Annotated in this window: 12 protein-coding genes and 1 pseudogene; all 13 read left to right on the top strand. The window is 55.6% G+C overall.

Features of this window, described 5'->3' with window-relative positions; all coding sequences use genetic code 11:
• Nucleotides 1–849: 849 nt before the first annotated feature.
• Nucleotides 850–2,250 carry an MmgE/PrpD family protein gene (locus OKW27_RS01530; RefSeq protein ID WP_429332318.1) on the top strand — a complete coding sequence of 467 codons (1,401 nt, stop codon included), beginning with the start codon at nt 850–852 and terminating at the stop codon, nt 2,248–2,250.
• 1,109 nt (nt 2,251–3,359) lie between these two features.
• Nucleotides 3,360–4,136 carry an ABC transporter ATP-binding protein gene (locus OKW27_RS01525; protein WP_429332824.1) on the top strand — a complete coding sequence of 259 codons (777 nt, stop codon included), beginning with the start codon at nt 3,360–3,362 and terminating at the stop codon, nt 4,134–4,136.
• A 74-nt stretch (nt 4,137–4,210) separates the two neighbouring features.
• On the top strand, nt 4,211–5,062 hold the full coding sequence (locus OKW27_RS01520) for a transporter substrate-binding domain-containing protein (RefSeq protein WP_184010321.1): 852 nt from the start codon (nt 4,211–4,213) through the stop codon (nt 5,060–5,062).
• A 49-nt stretch (nt 5,063–5,111) separates the two neighbouring features.
• On the top strand, nt 5,112–5,828 hold the full coding sequence (locus tag OKW27_RS01515; protein ID WP_429332317.1) for an ABC transporter permease: 717 nt from the start codon (nt 5,112–5,114) through the stop codon (nt 5,826–5,828).
• The gene (locus tag OKW27_RS01510) at nt 5,828–6,553 is read left to right on the top strand and encodes an ABC transporter permease (protein WP_429332316.1); all 726 of its coding nucleotides are present in this window, start codon (nt 5,828–5,830) and stop codon (nt 6,551–6,553) included. Before OKW27_RS01515 ends, OKW27_RS01510 begins: the two co-directional genes overlap by 1 nt.
• A 312-nt stretch (nt 6,554–6,865) precedes the next feature.
• Nucleotides 6,866–8,236, top strand: coding sequence for an MmgE/PrpD family protein (locus tag OKW27_RS01505; RefSeq protein ID WP_429332315.1), 1,371 nt, complete (start codon nt 6,866–6,868; stop codon nt 8,234–8,236).
• 463 nt (nt 8,237–8,699) lie between these two features.
• Nucleotides 8,700–9,632: a LysR substrate-binding domain-containing protein gene (locus OKW27_RS01500; protein WP_090811254.1), complete on the top strand. Its 933-nt coding sequence runs from the start codon at nt 8,700–8,702 to the stop codon at nt 9,630–9,632.
• Nucleotides 9,633–10,638: 1,006 nt separating this feature from the next.
• Nucleotides 10,639–11,781: an NAD(P)/FAD-dependent oxidoreductase gene (locus OKW27_RS01495; RefSeq protein WP_429332314.1), complete on the top strand. Its 1,143-nt coding sequence runs from the start codon at nt 10,639–10,641 to the stop codon at nt 11,779–11,781.
• On the top strand, nt 11,762–12,118 hold the full coding sequence (locus OKW27_RS01490; RefSeq protein ID WP_429332313.1) for a (2Fe-2S)-binding protein: 357 nt from the start codon (nt 11,762–11,764) through the stop codon (nt 12,116–12,118). The genes OKW27_RS01495 and OKW27_RS01490 overlap by 20 nt, the downstream gene beginning before the upstream one ends.
• Nucleotides 12,118–13,539 carry an FAD-dependent oxidoreductase gene (locus OKW27_RS01485; RefSeq protein WP_429332312.1) on the top strand — a complete coding sequence of 474 codons (1,422 nt, stop codon included), beginning with the start codon at nt 12,118–12,120 and terminating at the stop codon, nt 13,537–13,539. Before OKW27_RS01490 ends, OKW27_RS01485 begins: the two co-directional genes overlap by 1 nt.
• A gap of 128 nt (nt 13,540–13,667) precedes the next feature.
• Nucleotides 13,668–13,912 (top strand): annotated as a pseudogene (locus OKW27_RS01480) (dihydrolipoyl dehydrogenase); the annotation flags it as partial.
• Nucleotides 13,913–14,303: 391 nt separating this feature from the next.
• Nucleotides 14,304–14,714 carry an IS66-like element accessory protein TnpA gene (gene tnpA, locus OKW27_RS01475; RefSeq protein WP_429332311.1) on the top strand — a complete coding sequence of 137 codons (411 nt, stop codon included), beginning with the start codon at nt 14,304–14,306 and terminating at the stop codon, nt 14,712–14,714.
• Nucleotides 14,711–14,878 (top strand): IS66 family insertion sequence element accessory protein TnpB, encoded by a 168-nt coding sequence (gene tnpB / locus OKW27_RS01470; RefSeq protein ID WP_429332310.1) that lies wholly within the window; start codon nt 14,711–14,713, stop codon nt 14,876–14,878. The genes tnpA and tnpB overlap by 4 nt, the downstream gene beginning before the upstream one ends.
• The last annotated feature ends 11 nt before the right edge of the window (nt 14,879–14,889 follow it).

Genomic DNA, 14,889 nt, shown 5'->3' with positions numbered 1-14,889 from the left:
TGCATCAAACTGCGGCAGAAAAGGCACGTTCCGTCTTATCCAGTGAGAAGCAAAGCTAATGGGGCTCAGAATAGAGAGGCAAATATCTCGTGTCAAAGTCCGGTTTGATCGTGGATGTATTCTGGAAGGTTATGGGTGCGGAGTTGCCTTTAGGAAAGCGAGCAACTCAGGCCCAGTTCGCCTCGCACCTTTGCTCCAAGCCATTTGTCTTCATCGTTTCAGCAACGTCTGCAGCTTCGTGATCTCCCGCGCTGGACGTCGAGATCAGTGCATCATTCGGTACGCTGCGCATGAAAGGGGCTTCGGTCCCGGCCAAAAACGGCATCCCGTCCGTAGTGCAACGACATATCCCCGCCTCTTTCTGGTGTTTATGCAGAGACGATGTACTCGCCAATAGACCCTGCATTTCGTTAAATGCTCGGGATAAAACAATGCAGCGCTATAACCTTCTGGAATGTTGACGTTTGAAAATCAGACTTTGATTTTTCGACGAGACGCGCCTAACATGTCTCGTCACTCGAGTGAGCATCGGGTGGGTTGGCAGTAGCATCAGCGCACAATTGTTATTAAGGACGGTCGGGCGTCGCAGATCGGCGTAGATGTTGCCAAAGGTGGTCGGGTTCGGGTTACTTGCGAAAAGGGGCATTCCGATTTTTCAGGGCAAGTACTCGCATGCTCATTGACAAAGCTTCGAGTCCCCTTGGAGACGTTACGACCCGTCCGTCGTATCCGTGGCGACGACCAAGGGCTTCCATCGGATCCCTGGGCGGTCGCACGCCGGTGCAATCATTTTGAACATAGATTTGTGCGTTACGCACATTTGGTCGGGTCACATAATTCTGGAACGTCATGAACAATCCTCCGCCTGATGACGAGCTTTCTCTGCAGCAAAGCACGATTCATCGTATTGCATCTTATGTCGTCGAAGCTCGCGGTAGGCGGGTGTCCGGGGTTGCCAGGGAATCTGCGCTAAAACGCATCCTCGACCTCTTATGCGCGGTGGGGGCAGGGGCTAGCGAACCAGGTGCTGTCGCGATTCGCGCGACAGCATGTAAATATCTGGGATCGGGCGATATACCGATGTGGTTCACGGGAACGGGCAGTTCGGTCGTCGGTGCTGCGTGGGCGAATAGCGCGGCTGCGTCGATGCTGGATCTCGACGACGGGCATCGACGCGCGCGCGGGCACCCAGGCGCGGCGGTCATTCCGGTGGCCTTTGCGGTTGCGGCTGAAATGGGAGCCGGGCTGGAAGATTTGATTGCGTCAATCGTCATCGGTTATGAAGTCGGCGTATCGATCGCTGCGGCCCGTACAACATACGGTACGACAGGTACGTGGTCATCCTACGCAGTTGTCGCAACAGCCGCGGCATTGAGGTGTGCCTCGTGTAGTGTAGTCGAGCATGCGTTGGCTATCGCAGGCGAAAGCGCGCCCAATTCGTTGTTCATGAGCGCGCCACCGCTCTCCTTTCCAACACCGGAGAGCAGCGACATTAAGGAGGGCATACCATGGTCCGTAGTGACCGGGATGCTCGCGCTCGATCTCGCAGAAGGCGGGTTCACCGGTCCCCGGAACATACTTGACAGCGGTCTGCTCTATAGGTTTGCCGACGTATCGCCCCTCGGGGAGTCTCTGCATATCTGCAATGCCTACTACAAGCTCTATTGCTGCTGTCGGCACGTTCACCCGCCCTTGGAAGCCACCCTGAAGCTGATCGAGCAATATCAACTCGATGCGAAGGCGATTGAGGCGATCGACATCGAGACGTACGGCGGGGCGCTGCGCATCGCGAATCAGACCTGCCCAGCTACCCTTGTTGACGTTCAGTACAGCATCCCTTATTGCGTGGCCCTCGCCGCCCTCGCGGGTCGAGAGTCGCTTTTGCCCCTCACGATAGACTGCTTAACTTACGAGGGAGTGAGCGCACTCGCCAACAAGGTCTCGCTAACGGTCGACGCCGAAATTGATAAACAATTCCCTGCCAGAACACTCGCGCGAGTCACAATCGTGTGTGGGGGACGTCGGTATGTATCGGAGGTTACCGAGCCACGCGGCGAAGCCGGTGACTCCCTCTCTTGGGAAGAACTCAAGGCAAAATACGTTGCGGCGACGCGGTTTCACGCCACTGGTGCGCAGCAAAAGCAACTGCTCGCCGCGGTTGAAGAACTGCGCTCAAAAGCTGACCTGGAGCCGTTAAAGGCCTGTATGAGTACTTCGTTCGAAAAGAGTATTGCGCGTCCGAATGCCTAAGAAGCTCTAATAATACGATTTTTGGGGGGATAACTTCAAGGATTGAGGTTAGCCTCATCACCGTTTCGGTGATGAAATGCGTGCGAATCGGCGAGGACATCCAGGAGAAGCTCGACTACGCACCGGGTGTATTTACGTTAGAGGGACATATCGGGGACAAGTGGTATGCCGCCTCGGCTACAGCCGTGTGAGCTTCGTGCGCTTTGCCGCCGGCGAAGACGCGCGTATCGGCCGGTGGCTTACTACGCTTCGCGCAACTCAATAGGCAAGACCCGCACGCAATCTCAAGGACATCCTCACCCGCCTGCCCACGAGGGCCAAGCCCATCGTCGCATTATTGCCGCATCGCTGGCAGCCCGAGGCAAGCCAGCGCCTACCTCGCCCTTCAAGAGATCATTGGTCGCTGATGACATTGGTAGTCAAATTGCGGGCGCTCTGCCGATCGGCCGAAGGCAAACGAAAACCTTGGAACAATTTCGACCCTCAAACGAGCGTTAAATTGGATCGAAGAGTAAAAGGGGCTCAATCACGGGAGGTTCTGTGATGGGTTGGCTCCTGGAGATGGCCATTTTCCGAGGCGTGCGGCGGTCTCCTTGACATCAGAATGCTCGCATTGCGTACGTGGTGCAAATCGTACCAAATCCAGAACGGGCACGCGACCGAAGTCTTGGGACGCAACCTCAACATGCGCTCGTGCGACCCGCAAACGTGCCCGATGTAACGCAAGGTAGGTATAACCCGCAGGAATACCATCGTGTCTCAACTCGACTTTGACACCCAATTTGGGCATACGTATTCTGAGCTTATCCGCAATCGCTCGGCGCTGAGACGGGCGTAAATCGAGCGAACGACCGGCGGCCGCCTTTTTTCGTCCGTCGAGTGTGCTTGGCGCTTCCACCGCGTTCATTGCAGGTCCGACAGCGCAAGGCAGTACAACGTTTAATTAATATCTATAACGATAATCCTTCTCAGGTTGACGTAAATGTCAAACCTGAGATGTTCAGTCATGAGGAGATGAGATGAAGGTGGTTAATGCACTTCGATCGGCGTACCAATCTGCGAGTTACGCCTTGTCAATGACCCCAGAGGCGGGCGGGACCACGATCGGCATGGTGGGCCATAAAACACCGGCTCTCGTAGCCGATGGCATATACAAAAGTTACGGCGTTCACGAAGTGCTCAAAGGGGTCTCGCTTCAGGCTGAGCGGGGCGACGTGATCTCGTTAATTGGTAGTTCTGGGTCGGGAAAAAGTACGTTTTTGCGATGCATGAATCTCCTTGAGGTCCCTACCAAAGGCCGCATCGCGGTGGGGCAGCGCGAGATCAGCGTGGAAACCGACGCAACCGGTCGCGTCGTCGGGATGGATCGCAAGAAAGTTGACCAGATGCGCACGCAACTCGGTATGGTCTTCCAGGGCTTCAATTTGTGGTCCCATATGACCGTGCTGCAAAATGTGATGGAAGGGCCAGTCCATGTGCTGAAGCTGCCAAAGAACGAAGCGCGCGATAGGGCAATGGATTTCCTTGGGAAAGTTGGCGTTGCGGACAAGCACGCGTGTTACCCATCCGAGTTGTCTGGTGGGCAGCAGCAACGGGTAAGCATCGCGCGTGCGCTCGCGATGCAACCGGCTGCGCTCCTTTTCGACGAGCCGACCTCCGCACTCGATCCCGAATTAGTGGGAGAAGTGCTGAAAGTCATCAGGAAGTTGGCGGAAGAGGGGCGCACTATGATAGTCGTTACTCATGAGATGGGTTTTGCTCGTGATGTCTCCAACAAGATGATCTTTCTTGAAAGGGGACGCATTGAGGAAGAAGGGACGCCAGAAGAGGTTTTCAAAAATCCAGCATCGCCGAGATGTCGTGAATTTCTCTCGCGTGTACTTTGACTGACTTAAAACGCGATATTGAAATTCCGAGAATCGTAAAACGAAGAAGATAGGACATAGTCCAGGAGATGCTCATGAAGTTCCTGAAAATCGGTGCGCTTATTGGAATGCTGTCTGCTGCATTGATGCTCTGCGACCCTGTTATGGCCAAGGAGTACAAGAGAATCACGATTGGTACCGAAGCTTCGTATGCTCCGTATGCCTTCAAGGACAAGAGCGGCAAGATGGTTGGCTTTGAGATCGATGTAGCTAGCGACTTGTGCCGACGGATGGGATTGCAGTGCGAAATCGTCGATCAGGCCTATGACAGCCTAATTCCCTCTCTCTTGTCCGGTCGGTTTGATTCAATTATGGCTGCAATAGGGATCACACCCGCCCGAGAAAAAGTTATCTCATTTTCCAGGCCGTACGTAACCACTCCGATGGTTTTCGTCACCACATCGGCGAGCGATCTAACCGCTCTCAAAATATCGCCATCAAATCTGAATTTGGACAAATTTGATGCTGATGAGGAGTCAGCGATAAAAAAAATCACCTCCGCTCTCAAGGGAAAAACCGTTGGGGTACAGGTGGGCAGCAACTTCGAGACATTCATGAAGAAGTTCATGCCGACCGTGAGAGTTTCGACATATGACACCACGGATAACATGATGCTCGACTTGACGGCTGGGAGAATTGATGCGGGAATGGTTTCGTTCAATTTCCTCAAGCCGTTGATGGACAAGCCCGACGGCAAAAACCTGCGGACATTTGGCCCCAGTATGACGAACGGGCCGTTCGGCAGCCGAGTGGCCGCTGGATTTCGCAAAAATGACGATCAGCTACGTGCGATGTTCGACAAGGCGATCGGGGAAGCAATTTCGGATGGCAGCCTGCGCAGACTTGCCATCAAGTGGTTCGGCTTCGACAATTCGCCGAAGGAATAGGTAAGTGAATACGGTCGTTTATGCATAGCCGAACTCAATTTGATGGGGAATGAATGTGAATATTTCAGTGCTCGCATGGGGAAGCACAGCGTGGGTTGATGAATTTGCGCGTGGCACCCTTATGACCGTTGCCGTCGCGGTATGTTCATTTCCCGTCGGCATTTTGCTCGGCTCGGTTTTTGCCGCGGCAAAACTCTCTCGCTTCAGTTTGCTGCGTTTTCTAGCTGACGTCTATACGACGGTCATACGCGGAATTCCCGAGCTGCTGATAATTTTTCTGGTGTTCTTTGGTGGGGATACGTTGCTCCGCTATGTCGCGAACGCTGTTTTCGGCTTCGAAGGTTATATAGAACTGCCCGTCTTCGCAGTCGGTGTGCTCTGCATCGGCATCAGTGCCGGCGCCTATGCGACAGAGGTCATACGGGCGGCGGTCATAGCCATTCCAACAGGACAAATTGAAGCGGCAGTGGCAATGGGATTGGAGCGGACAGTGCTACTTCGTCGGATTCTTATTCCACAGGCCGCGAGATTCGCCTTGCCCGGTCTGGGGAATGTCTGGCAACTGGCGTTAAAGGATACCTCGCTCATTTCCGTTGTTGGGTTGGTTGAAATCATGCGCACAGCTGCCATCGGAGCTGGATCTTTCAAAGAACCGTTTACGTTTTATCTGGTCGCCTTCGTGATTTTCCTTTTGCTTTCTTCGATTTCTAACCAGGGATTTCTGAGAGCAGAGAAGTGGGCTAACCGCGGCGTAAGGAGTCGGTGATGGATTTTCAGCTGATATATGAGTCGTTTCCCAAGCTTCTTGCGGCGGTTCCCGCGACCGTCGCATTGGCTTCCGTGTCGCTTTTTGTTGGTTTCCTGCTTGCGGTCCCAGTTGCATTGGCTCGGCTTTCACACAGTAGACTTTTGGCTTCTCTCGGTTATGGTTACGTATATGTAGTGCGGTCCACGCCGCTTCTGGTGCAAATGTTCCTGATTTATTACGGATCGGGGCAGTTTAGAATTGTCTTGGAACACCTCGGCCTGTGGGCGCTATTTCGCGATGCGTGGTTTTGTGCGATTTTAGCTCTGTCGCTGAACACTGCGGCATACACCAGCGAAATCATTCGTGGTGGTGTTCAGTCAGTACCATGGGAACAAATTGAGGCGGCGCGGTCAATTGGCATGTCGAGCGTCCTTTTATTTCGCAGAATTGTCTTCCCGATCGCAATGCGGCAAGCACTCCCAGCTTATGGAAGCGAACTTATGATTATGATCAAGTCAACGTCACTTGCGTCGACAATCACCATAGTCGAAGTGACAGGAGTGGCTAAGCAAATCATCTCTGAGAGCTACCGCCCCCTAGAGGTATTTCTGATAGCTGGCTGCATATATCTCAGCATGAACTTTCTTATCAGCAGAGTTATATTCATGATCGAAAGGCGGATTAGTCCGAAGAGACGCGATCGCGGCACGTTCGGATCTTCTGCTGCAGCGGCCATGCATTAAGCACTTCGGTACGGTGTCCGTCGCCCATGAACGCATCAACAGTTCGACGACGTAGAAGTGGCCTGACGGCACGAACCAACATTGTCCCGTTACGGGCGGCTCCGTCCGGGTACACGAGGGTAGTTGGCCCTTGTGTACAGCTTTTTTCTCATGGCCGACGGCTTGATGTTTGAAGAGTGCCCCGGCTGCGTCGATTATGGCAGGCCGACAGCAAAACGGGATCGTGGGTGGACATCGCGGTGTTGCGCATTAAAGTGTCACTTGCAGCCAACTATCAAGTTCGAAATGTTCAATTGATGTTATCGAGGCACCATGACGACTAATGTAATCGAGGACGAGCGTTATCCCCAAGGCGGGATCGTCCAAAAATTTTCCGCTTATATCGTGGAGGCGCGGGAAAATCGAGCTCCAGAAGAGTCGCTGGAATTTGCGCTCAAATGTATCCTGGATCTGCTCAGTGCTGTTGGCGCTGGAGTTGGGCAGGCGGGGGCCCTTGCGATCCGAAAGACGGCTCACGAAACGCGACCTCCTGGCGACATTCCTATTTGGTTTACGGGAGAGACCAGTTCCGTCATTGGAGCTGCTTGGGCAAACAGTGCCGCCGGCTCTGCGCTAGACCTCGACGATGACACGCCGGCATCTCGGGGCCATCCTGGAGCCGCCGTTATTCCAACAGCCATTGCCGTTGCGAAAGAGACGAAAGCCACCTTGGGAGAGCTATTAAATGCGATTGTCATCGGTTATGAAGTTGGTACGGCGATTAGCGCTGCGCGCGCCTACGGAAGTAGTGGTACTTGGGCTCCTTATGCAGTCGTCGCTACGGCTGCGGCGCTTCGCCGGTCCTCCCGCGAGGTGATTGAACACGCTTTGGCGATTGCTGGGGAAAGTGCACCCAATCAGTCGTTGGCGAGCGCTCCCGCTCCCCGAAAACCGCATCCCGAGCCAAACCATGTCAAGGAAGGCGTCACGTGGGCTGTCGTGACCGGCTTGGAGTCGCTTGCATCAGCGCAGAACGGATTTCACGGCGCCCGCAATATCTTGGACGCAATGCGTTACTACAATTTTCCGAACGATCTAGACCTCGGTTCTTACCAGTACATTCGCACGACGGGCTTTAAGCCGTATTGCTGTTGCAGGCATCTACACGGTGCGCTTGATGCATTAATCGAGCTGATCAAAGAACATCGGTTAGTGGGTCGAAGTATCGACAGGATTGAGGTCGAAACATACGGGCCGGCCTTACGCATTTCGAACTGGAAAGAACCTAGAGATATAATGGATGTTCAGTATAGTCATCCATATTGTCTCGCGTTGGTCGCGCACTACGGTCACGAGGCTCTGTTGCCACTGACTGGCGATGTCCTAAACAATCCCTCTGTCACTGCGCTTTCACACAAGGTGGAGCTTTCGCTAAGTCCGGAGCTGGACAAGATCTATGCGGAAAGCGGCATGCTGCCAGCCCGTGTCACGGTCACATGCGGGGATCAGCGCTTTGTTTCACCTGTAACCTTCCCGAAGGACAACGGTCTTCCGTGGGATAAACTCGAGGATAAGTTTCGACAGGCCACGCGTTTCGTTGCCACTCCCGAGCAGCAGAACATTGTGGTCAGGGCCATTTCGGACGCCAGACGAGGCGACATGCGTGGTTTGACGGAAAGCTTGTCGGAGATCCAGTTCGTTTAAGAACGGTATTTGTGTAGCCCGCGTAGTTCGGAAACTCATCGGTCATCGATGTAAGAAATGACAAAAATGTCTCCGCTTGTTGAGGATCGTCCGCAAGCTGTGGCTACCGGTGCATACAGCGAGCGAGTTGCGTTGTCTACCCGGCATCCAAGGAGCTGAAAATGGGTTGCATATGGAAGTGACTGCTAGCAGGGACGCTCAGCGGTGCCGGGTAAACGCTGCGACCGTCAGAACAAGCGTTCTTCACAGCTTCAAAAGGACAGATCGGCGACGCGGGCTACATCGGCGTAGACAAGCGCGAGGAAACCAAGAGGCTCGTTTACGAGCCGAATTCCCCGAAATGAGCGCCGATTCGATTCGTTATCCGGAAATTTCGACGCCTGTTCTTCTGCATGCCGAACGGGCCGCACATTAATCAGCATTTTCCTAGTCTAGGAATGACATTAGAAAAAGCAGCCGGCATATGAAAAGACAAATTCAACTACGGCAGATAGAGGCATTTAAAGCTCTCATCGAGCAAGGCACGGTGAGTCGAGCAGCCGAGGTTCTTCACGTGACCCAACCTGCCGTGAGCAAACTGCTAGTCCACCTTGAGGAGGAGACAGGTCTTCTACTGTTCGAACGAGTTAAAGGCCGACTAACTGCGACGGCACAAGGCATGCGCTTGTACGGTGAAGTCGATCGAGTATTTGCGGGTCTAAGACAAATTGAAGAGGCGATCGCAATCATCCGGCGGAAGGACATGAGTCACTTTGCTATCGGAGTGCTTCCAGAATTATCCGGATCATTCATCAGGCGGGCGACGATGATGTTCCTCTCTCGGTGTCCAGACGTTCGTCCGACGATCCATATGCGAGCGTCCAACATTGTGTCGGATCGCGTCGCCACGCGTCAGATGGACGTTGGATTCACAACGAGCTTGATGAGCAGCCCAAATTCGGTGGTGACGCCTATCATGGAGAGCCCGTTAGTTTGCATCATGCCAAAAGGACACCCGCTGAGCCAACTTGAATTTATCACCCCCGAGCATATTGAGGGAATCCCTTTTATCGGATATGCGGCAGACAACCGGACGACCAGTGCTTTCAATGACGCTATCCGTTCTTACGGCGTCGACCTCAACGTCGTGTTAGAAAGCGAAACTACGCCCACTCTGTGTGAATTCGTCTCGGCGGGACTGGGGATTTCCTTGGTACATCCCCTATCTGTCATCGACATGAGCTGTCGCTTAGATATCAGGCGGTTCAAGCCCGATATTCCCGAGTATTTTCATTTCTGTCATGCGAGATTGGCGAAAAACATCGAGCGTGTTCAGGAGTATGAACGATGCGCTAAACAGGTTGCGGAAGAGGCGTGGACGGAGATATTCGGTGAGTCGGCGACAAAGCAAACCTAGCAGAACGCTGAAATTGATCATCGTACTGATGAGTGCACTAAATAGTGCGGGATGCCTTATGCGGGCATGAAGACGAAGCGTTCGCGAGAAGACGGATTGAGGGCGCTCAGACCTGGCAAACATGACTGCCGGCCGGGCAGTGGCTGATTGAATCATGACCTTGCCCCTGTTTGGCGAATCCCATAGCTGAGAGATTTGCGCGGCTCGCCCCTCTTGGGCGGCGAACCAGTTTTTCTCGAACGTCATGGGGCTGACGTAGTCGAGCGTCGAGTGTGGTCGGCGCGAATTATACAACGCCGTACGCTTGCATTCGACTTTGGGGTATCTATCGCCCGTTGCCTACGAGGCGAAACCGACAGTGAAAGAACCTATCTGCCTGTCCGAAATAACTTGGCCACTACAGAACGGCCTTGATTCCGCGTCGGTTTCAGTTGTCATTTGCCACTACTGCATGCTGACCTGTGTTTGGGATAGCATGTACACGGGATCGTAGGGGCTTACGTTGAGCGCGCGAACATCCCGTCACCTTCTTCAGCGTGCGTACCGTTGCTTGCCGAATGCTCCCGCGATGCTCACCAACCAAAGCCTTGCTCGATTGAGTTGCCTTTTTTTCTGCGGGATGGCGTAACCCAACTGGGGCGTTTGTCTCGACCACAGCCGAACGCCGCCACAGAAGTTTCGTTGGCTGACTAAATTCGCGGTCAGCTACGGCCGCCTAACACGGTCCATTGATCGTATCGCCTTGGCAATGAAGTTATGCGTTGGGACCAATCATGGAGTGTGGCGTCTCGTTGCTGGGTTTGGGGCTTTTGCGAGCGCCCGTGCTGCCGAGATTGTTGTCGCGATGGAAGCGGTCGTCCATGGGCACGCGAGCTCTATCGCCTACCGGGGGCGCCCGCGTTTTGGACCATAACCGCTGAGAATACCTCGTACCTGAAATTCGACTTTGACGCCTTGCTGCGACGATCATAGAGTTAACCAAAATCATTCAGGAAAAGAGGCGGGCTTGATACGCGAAAACCATGACGTCGTCATAGTTGGCGGCGGTGTTGTCGGCTGCGCATTGGCGCACGGGATGCTAGGGCGAGGGAAGCGTGCGCTTGTGCTCGACGGGGGTGATTGCGACCCGCGCGCGTCGAAAGCGAATTTCGGTCTTGTCGGCGCATACGGGAAGGGATATGGCGCGCCCCGCTACCAGCAGCTGTCACGCGAGAGCGTCGCACTTTGGTCCGTTTTCGCAACAGCGCTGCACGATGAAACTGGCATTGATGTCGAGTATGAAAACGATGGCTGCTTGCGCTTTTGTCTAGGCGAAGCGGATTTTGAAGAGGAAGCCGAATTCCTCGCGAGCTGGAATGCGCAAAGCCCGAAAATCGACCCGTGTTCGCGCATGATCGATCGATCGGTATTAGAAAGGCTGCTGCCTGGTACACGGCTCGGGCGGGAAGTGGTGGGGGCTGGAATTGGCGTTGCCGATGGCCATTGCAATCCGCTTAAGCTGTTGCGGGCGCTGCAGCAAGCCATTGAGTTACGTGGCGGCACTCTAGCTGGCAATCACACGGTGTCGAAGATTGAGCCATGTCCTGACGGTAGTTTTCGTGTTCATGTGCAAACCTCGACAGGTCCGCGTTGTTTCGAAACGGGACAGTTGATCATTGCGGCCGGGCTTGGTTCCACAGCTCTGGGGGCAATGGTGGCGCTCGACGTCCCGTTGCGTCCCCTGCGTGGCCAGTTGCTGGTCACTGAACGGCTCGAGCCAATTCTGCGCCTCCCCGCTAGCGGCATTCGCCAGACTCGCGACGGTACAGTAATGATAGGTGTAAGTCATGAGGAAGTCGGTATGGATCTCGGTACTACTACCTTCACCGCTGCCAAGATGACAAAGCGAGCCCTACGAATTTTGCCGGACCTTGCTATGGCTCGCCTTGTTAGGCATTGGGCATGTCTGCGCATCATCACCCCGGACGAGCATCCGGTATACGCACAATCTTCAACGTACCCTGGTGCTTGGATCGCTCTCTGTCATTCCGGCATCACCCTCGCGGCGGTTCATGCTGGACCAGTTGCGGATGCTCTCGCGCGCAACGTACTGCCAGAAAACTTCGAGTTCTTCCATCATAGGCGCTTTGATGTTTCGCAAGTTATCTAATCCCGCCGAGGACGCCGTGGTCACGGTATCGATCGACGGCAGGCGTGTGAACGCCGAGCGAGGCGAATCCGTGGCGGCAGTCCTCGTGCGCGAGGACAACCCCGTCGCTCGCACCACGCCGCGAAGCGGCAGTCCACGCGGACCTTTTTGCATGATGGGTGTGTGCTTCGAATGTCTTGCTGTCGTTGACGGTGTAGCGTCCACGCAGACCTGTCTGACGATCGTGCGCGACGGGATGCGCATCCAACGCCAACACGGTCGCCGCAATCTCAGTCAGGCGATCGCTGAGTCAGAAGACGGTAGTGGCGATCTTCGGAGTGGTGAGGTGCATTCGTGATGCGAACGTTCGATATTCTGATTGTAGGTGCAGGACCTGCCGGCATGAGTGCCGCAATACGTTCTGCTCGTCTTGGAATGACCACGATCCTCGTAGACGAACAGCAGGCACCTGGCGGTCAGATATGGCGCGCCATCGAAGAAAACGTCCGACGCGGTGTTCATCAAGGGTTAGGCGCTGCGTACAGCGCAGGCGCGGCAGTGGTACAGAACTTTCGCGAATGCGGTGCGCACTACCTGCCGGAGACCCGTGTATGGCAGATCGAGCGAGCGCCTAGCCCAGGGAAACCGGCCGGTTCCGGGGAGTGGATTGTCTTTTTGAGCCGCGCGGATGGCGCCGAAAGTATTCGCGCGCGCCATGTGTTACTAGCGACGGGCGCACAGGAACGGCCCATGCCTTTCCCAGGTTGGACGCTTCCGGGTGTAATGACAGTCGGCGCCGCGCAGATTCTGCATAAAAGCGCTCACCAGATACCCGATCAACCCGTCTGGATAGCCGGTAGTGGTCCATTGCCACTGCTCTACATGACCCAGCTGCTCGACGCCGGCGGTAGGATTGCAGGTTGGCTTGACACGACTCCCCGCGGCGCCCTCCGTCGGGGCCTTCCGACTCTACGTGGTGCAGTTGACGGCTGGCATGATCTCCTTAAGGGGCTACTGTGGTCGGCAAGATTGCGCGGGAGGGGGTTCCTCATTGTTCGAAACGTCAGTAGCCTTCGCGCTTTCGGTATCGGCCGTCTTGAACAGATTGTCTATCGCACCGAGAACGGGCTGTCGGGCGATGTGGCTGCCGACATTCTTCTGGTTCATGAAGGCGTCGTGCCGTCTATCCACTTCACTCAGGCGATGGGATGCAGCCATCGATGGAACGAAGCACAACTTTGCTTTGAGCCCGAAGTTGATACGTGGGGTGAAACCAGCATGACTGGTCTCTATGTCGCAGGCGACGGCGCCGGCATCGGCGGCGCGAAAGCCGCGTGCACACGCGGTGAACTTGCTGCTACCGGCGTCGCGCTTTCCTCGGGCGCACTCTCAGTCGAGCGCGCAAGCGAGCTTGCAGCGCCGCTGCATCGGCGGCTCGGACATGAGCTGGCGATGCGGCCTCTGCTTGATTCGATCTATCGGCCGCGTACGGAGATTTTCACGCCGCCCGATGAGACGATTGTCTGTCGCTGCGAAGAGGTAACCGCTGGCGATGTACGGCTGGCCGCGCAGCTCGGCCAGCCGGGGCCGAACCAGCTAAAAGCGTTCACGCGCGCGGGCATGGGCCCGTGTCAGGGTCGTCAATGCGGCTACACCGTTGCTAATTTGCTTGCATCTGCGCAATGTCGCTCCGTTGCTGCGGTTGGTTTCCAACGCGTGCGGCCCCCACTAAAGCCGATAACGCTCGCGGAGCTCAGTGCACTTGAAGAGTCGTCATGAGGGCGCGTGGGCATGCCTCGGAGCTCACGGCATGGCAATAAGAGAGTGTGGGTGCGGATGTTTCAGGTCCCGGGAAGGTGGAGCGTGTCGCGAGACTAATCGGATTTCCCCCTTTCTGAGAAGCGTGCGCCGCCGATCCTGGCATGAAGATAGTGCTAGTCGAACGATATTCGGCGTTGCGCCGCGTGTGCCTGAACGTTGATGTAGTCGATCGGAGGGCGCCGCTGCACACCGCGCTCGTCGTCGAAGTTGCCGAGGTGTCGCGTGACGCTAACTTGGAAGTCACCTTAAGAAGCTGACGGGCGGGTTCGCCGGGATGGCGAAGGCGCACAAGGTCGAAGTCGTGACGGGCGTCGGCGCGTTCGTCGATCCGTGTATCACATCTGGCACGCCTGTCGGAGCCGGTACCCGTCAGTCGCGATCGATCTCACGGATGAATGGCACACGGAGTTGCTTTACCGCTCGGACTGCGGCTCAGGACGTCCGGTTCAAGTTGCCGCAGAAAATATCGACGTTGCCGTCTGCCGCACTCGTACGCAAGACGACGGCGTAGTCGGGGTATGCACTACGGCGAGAGTCGAAGGACGGTACCTAAGAGAATTTGAACGCCTGAGAACGGAGCATAGCTATGCGGTTTCTATGCTGATGGCACAAAAACGGGTTGTGTCGCGATAAGAGTAAGCGTCATTTGAAGGCCGTATCGACGTCGACGTTGAGAGTGTCCAAAGTGATGCCCATCACTTCGAGTAGTGGGGACCACTTTGATGACAGAGATCGACTGTGCCGGGAGCAAGGGGCGGCCGAATTACGCGCCTCAATTCAGGCGTGAAGTTGCGATGGCAGCGTGCGAGCCGGGCATCTCGGTGGCAAAGCTCGCGCAGTCGCACGGTCTGAATCCGAACATGGTGTTCAAGTGGCGCAGGCAGTACCGTGCTGGTCTGCTGGACAACAGGACGGTGAGCGAGACGGCAGTGTTCGTTCCGGTGGCGATGTCGCCGGATGATTCGATGGCGGTTTCGTCGCTACCGGTGCCGACAGCGCAATTGCCATTGCGCGCACAGGAAGCCGCGACTTCAGGTATCGAGATCGAGCTCAATGGCGCACGCGTGCGAGTGAGCGGGAAGGTAGACCCAGCCCAGCTGCGACTGGTGCTGCATTGCCTGAGGCCGGCATGATCGCGCTGCCGACCGGCACCCGCATCTGGCTCGCCGCAGGCGTCACCGACATGCGCCGTGGCATGGATGGTCTGGCTGCACTGGCGCAGGTGGCCCTTGAGCAAGACCCGTTCTCGGGCCACGTGTTTGCCTTCCGTGGTCGCCGGGGGAGTCTCGTGACATAGTGCATCCTTTG

Origin of the sequence: Paraburkholderia sp. 35.1 (genome assembly GCF_050436525.1) — a bacterium.
Classification (GTDB): Bacteria; Pseudomonadota; Gammaproteobacteria; order Burkholderiales; family Burkholderiaceae; genus Paraburkholderia; species Paraburkholderia tuberum.
The sequence above is the reverse complement of the archived record's forward strand: the minus strand, read 5'-3'. Positions and strand labels throughout refer to the sequence as shown.

Excerpts from the sequence above, each read along its gene's own strand:
- OKW27_RS01530 (WP_429332318.1), top strand. The coding sequence starts at position 850 with ATGAACAATCCTCCGCCTGATGACGAGCTTTCTCTGCAGCAAAGCACG.
- OKW27_RS01515 (WP_429332317.1), top strand. The coding sequence starts at position 5,112 with ATGAATGTGAATATTTCAGTGCTCGCATGGGGAAGCACAGCGTGGGTT.
- OKW27_RS01520 (WP_184010321.1), top strand. The coding sequence starts at position 4,211 with ATGAAGTTCCTGAAAATCGGTGCGCTTATTGGAATGCTGTCTGCTGCA.
- OKW27_RS01525 (WP_429332824.1), top strand. The coding sequence starts at position 3,360 with ATGGTGGGCCATAAAACACCGGCTCTCGTAGCCGATGGCATATACAAA.
- OKW27_RS01510 (WP_429332316.1), top strand. The coding sequence starts at position 5,828 with ATGGATTTTCAGCTGATATATGAGTCGTTTCCCAAGCTTCTTGCGGCG.
- OKW27_RS01505 (WP_429332315.1), top strand. The coding sequence starts at position 6,866 with ATGACGACTAATGTAATCGAGGACGAGCGTTATCCCCAAGGCGGGATC.
- OKW27_RS01485 (WP_429332312.1), top strand. The coding sequence starts at position 12,118 with ATGCGAACGTTCGATATTCTGATTGTAGGTGCAGGACCTGCCGGCATG.
- OKW27_RS01490 (WP_429332313.1), top strand. The coding sequence starts at position 11,762 with ATGTTTCGCAAGTTATCTAATCCCGCCGAGGACGCCGTGGTCACGGTA.
- OKW27_RS01500 (WP_090811254.1), top strand. The coding sequence starts at position 8,700 with ATGAAAAGACAAATTCAACTACGGCAGATAGAGGCATTTAAAGCTCTC.
- tnpB (WP_429332310.1), top strand. The coding sequence starts at position 14,711 with ATGATCGCGCTGCCGACCGGCACCCGCATCTGGCTCGCCGCAGGCGTC.
- tnpA (WP_429332311.1), top strand. The coding sequence starts at position 14,304 with ATGACAGAGATCGACTGTGCCGGGAGCAAGGGGCGGCCGAATTACGCG.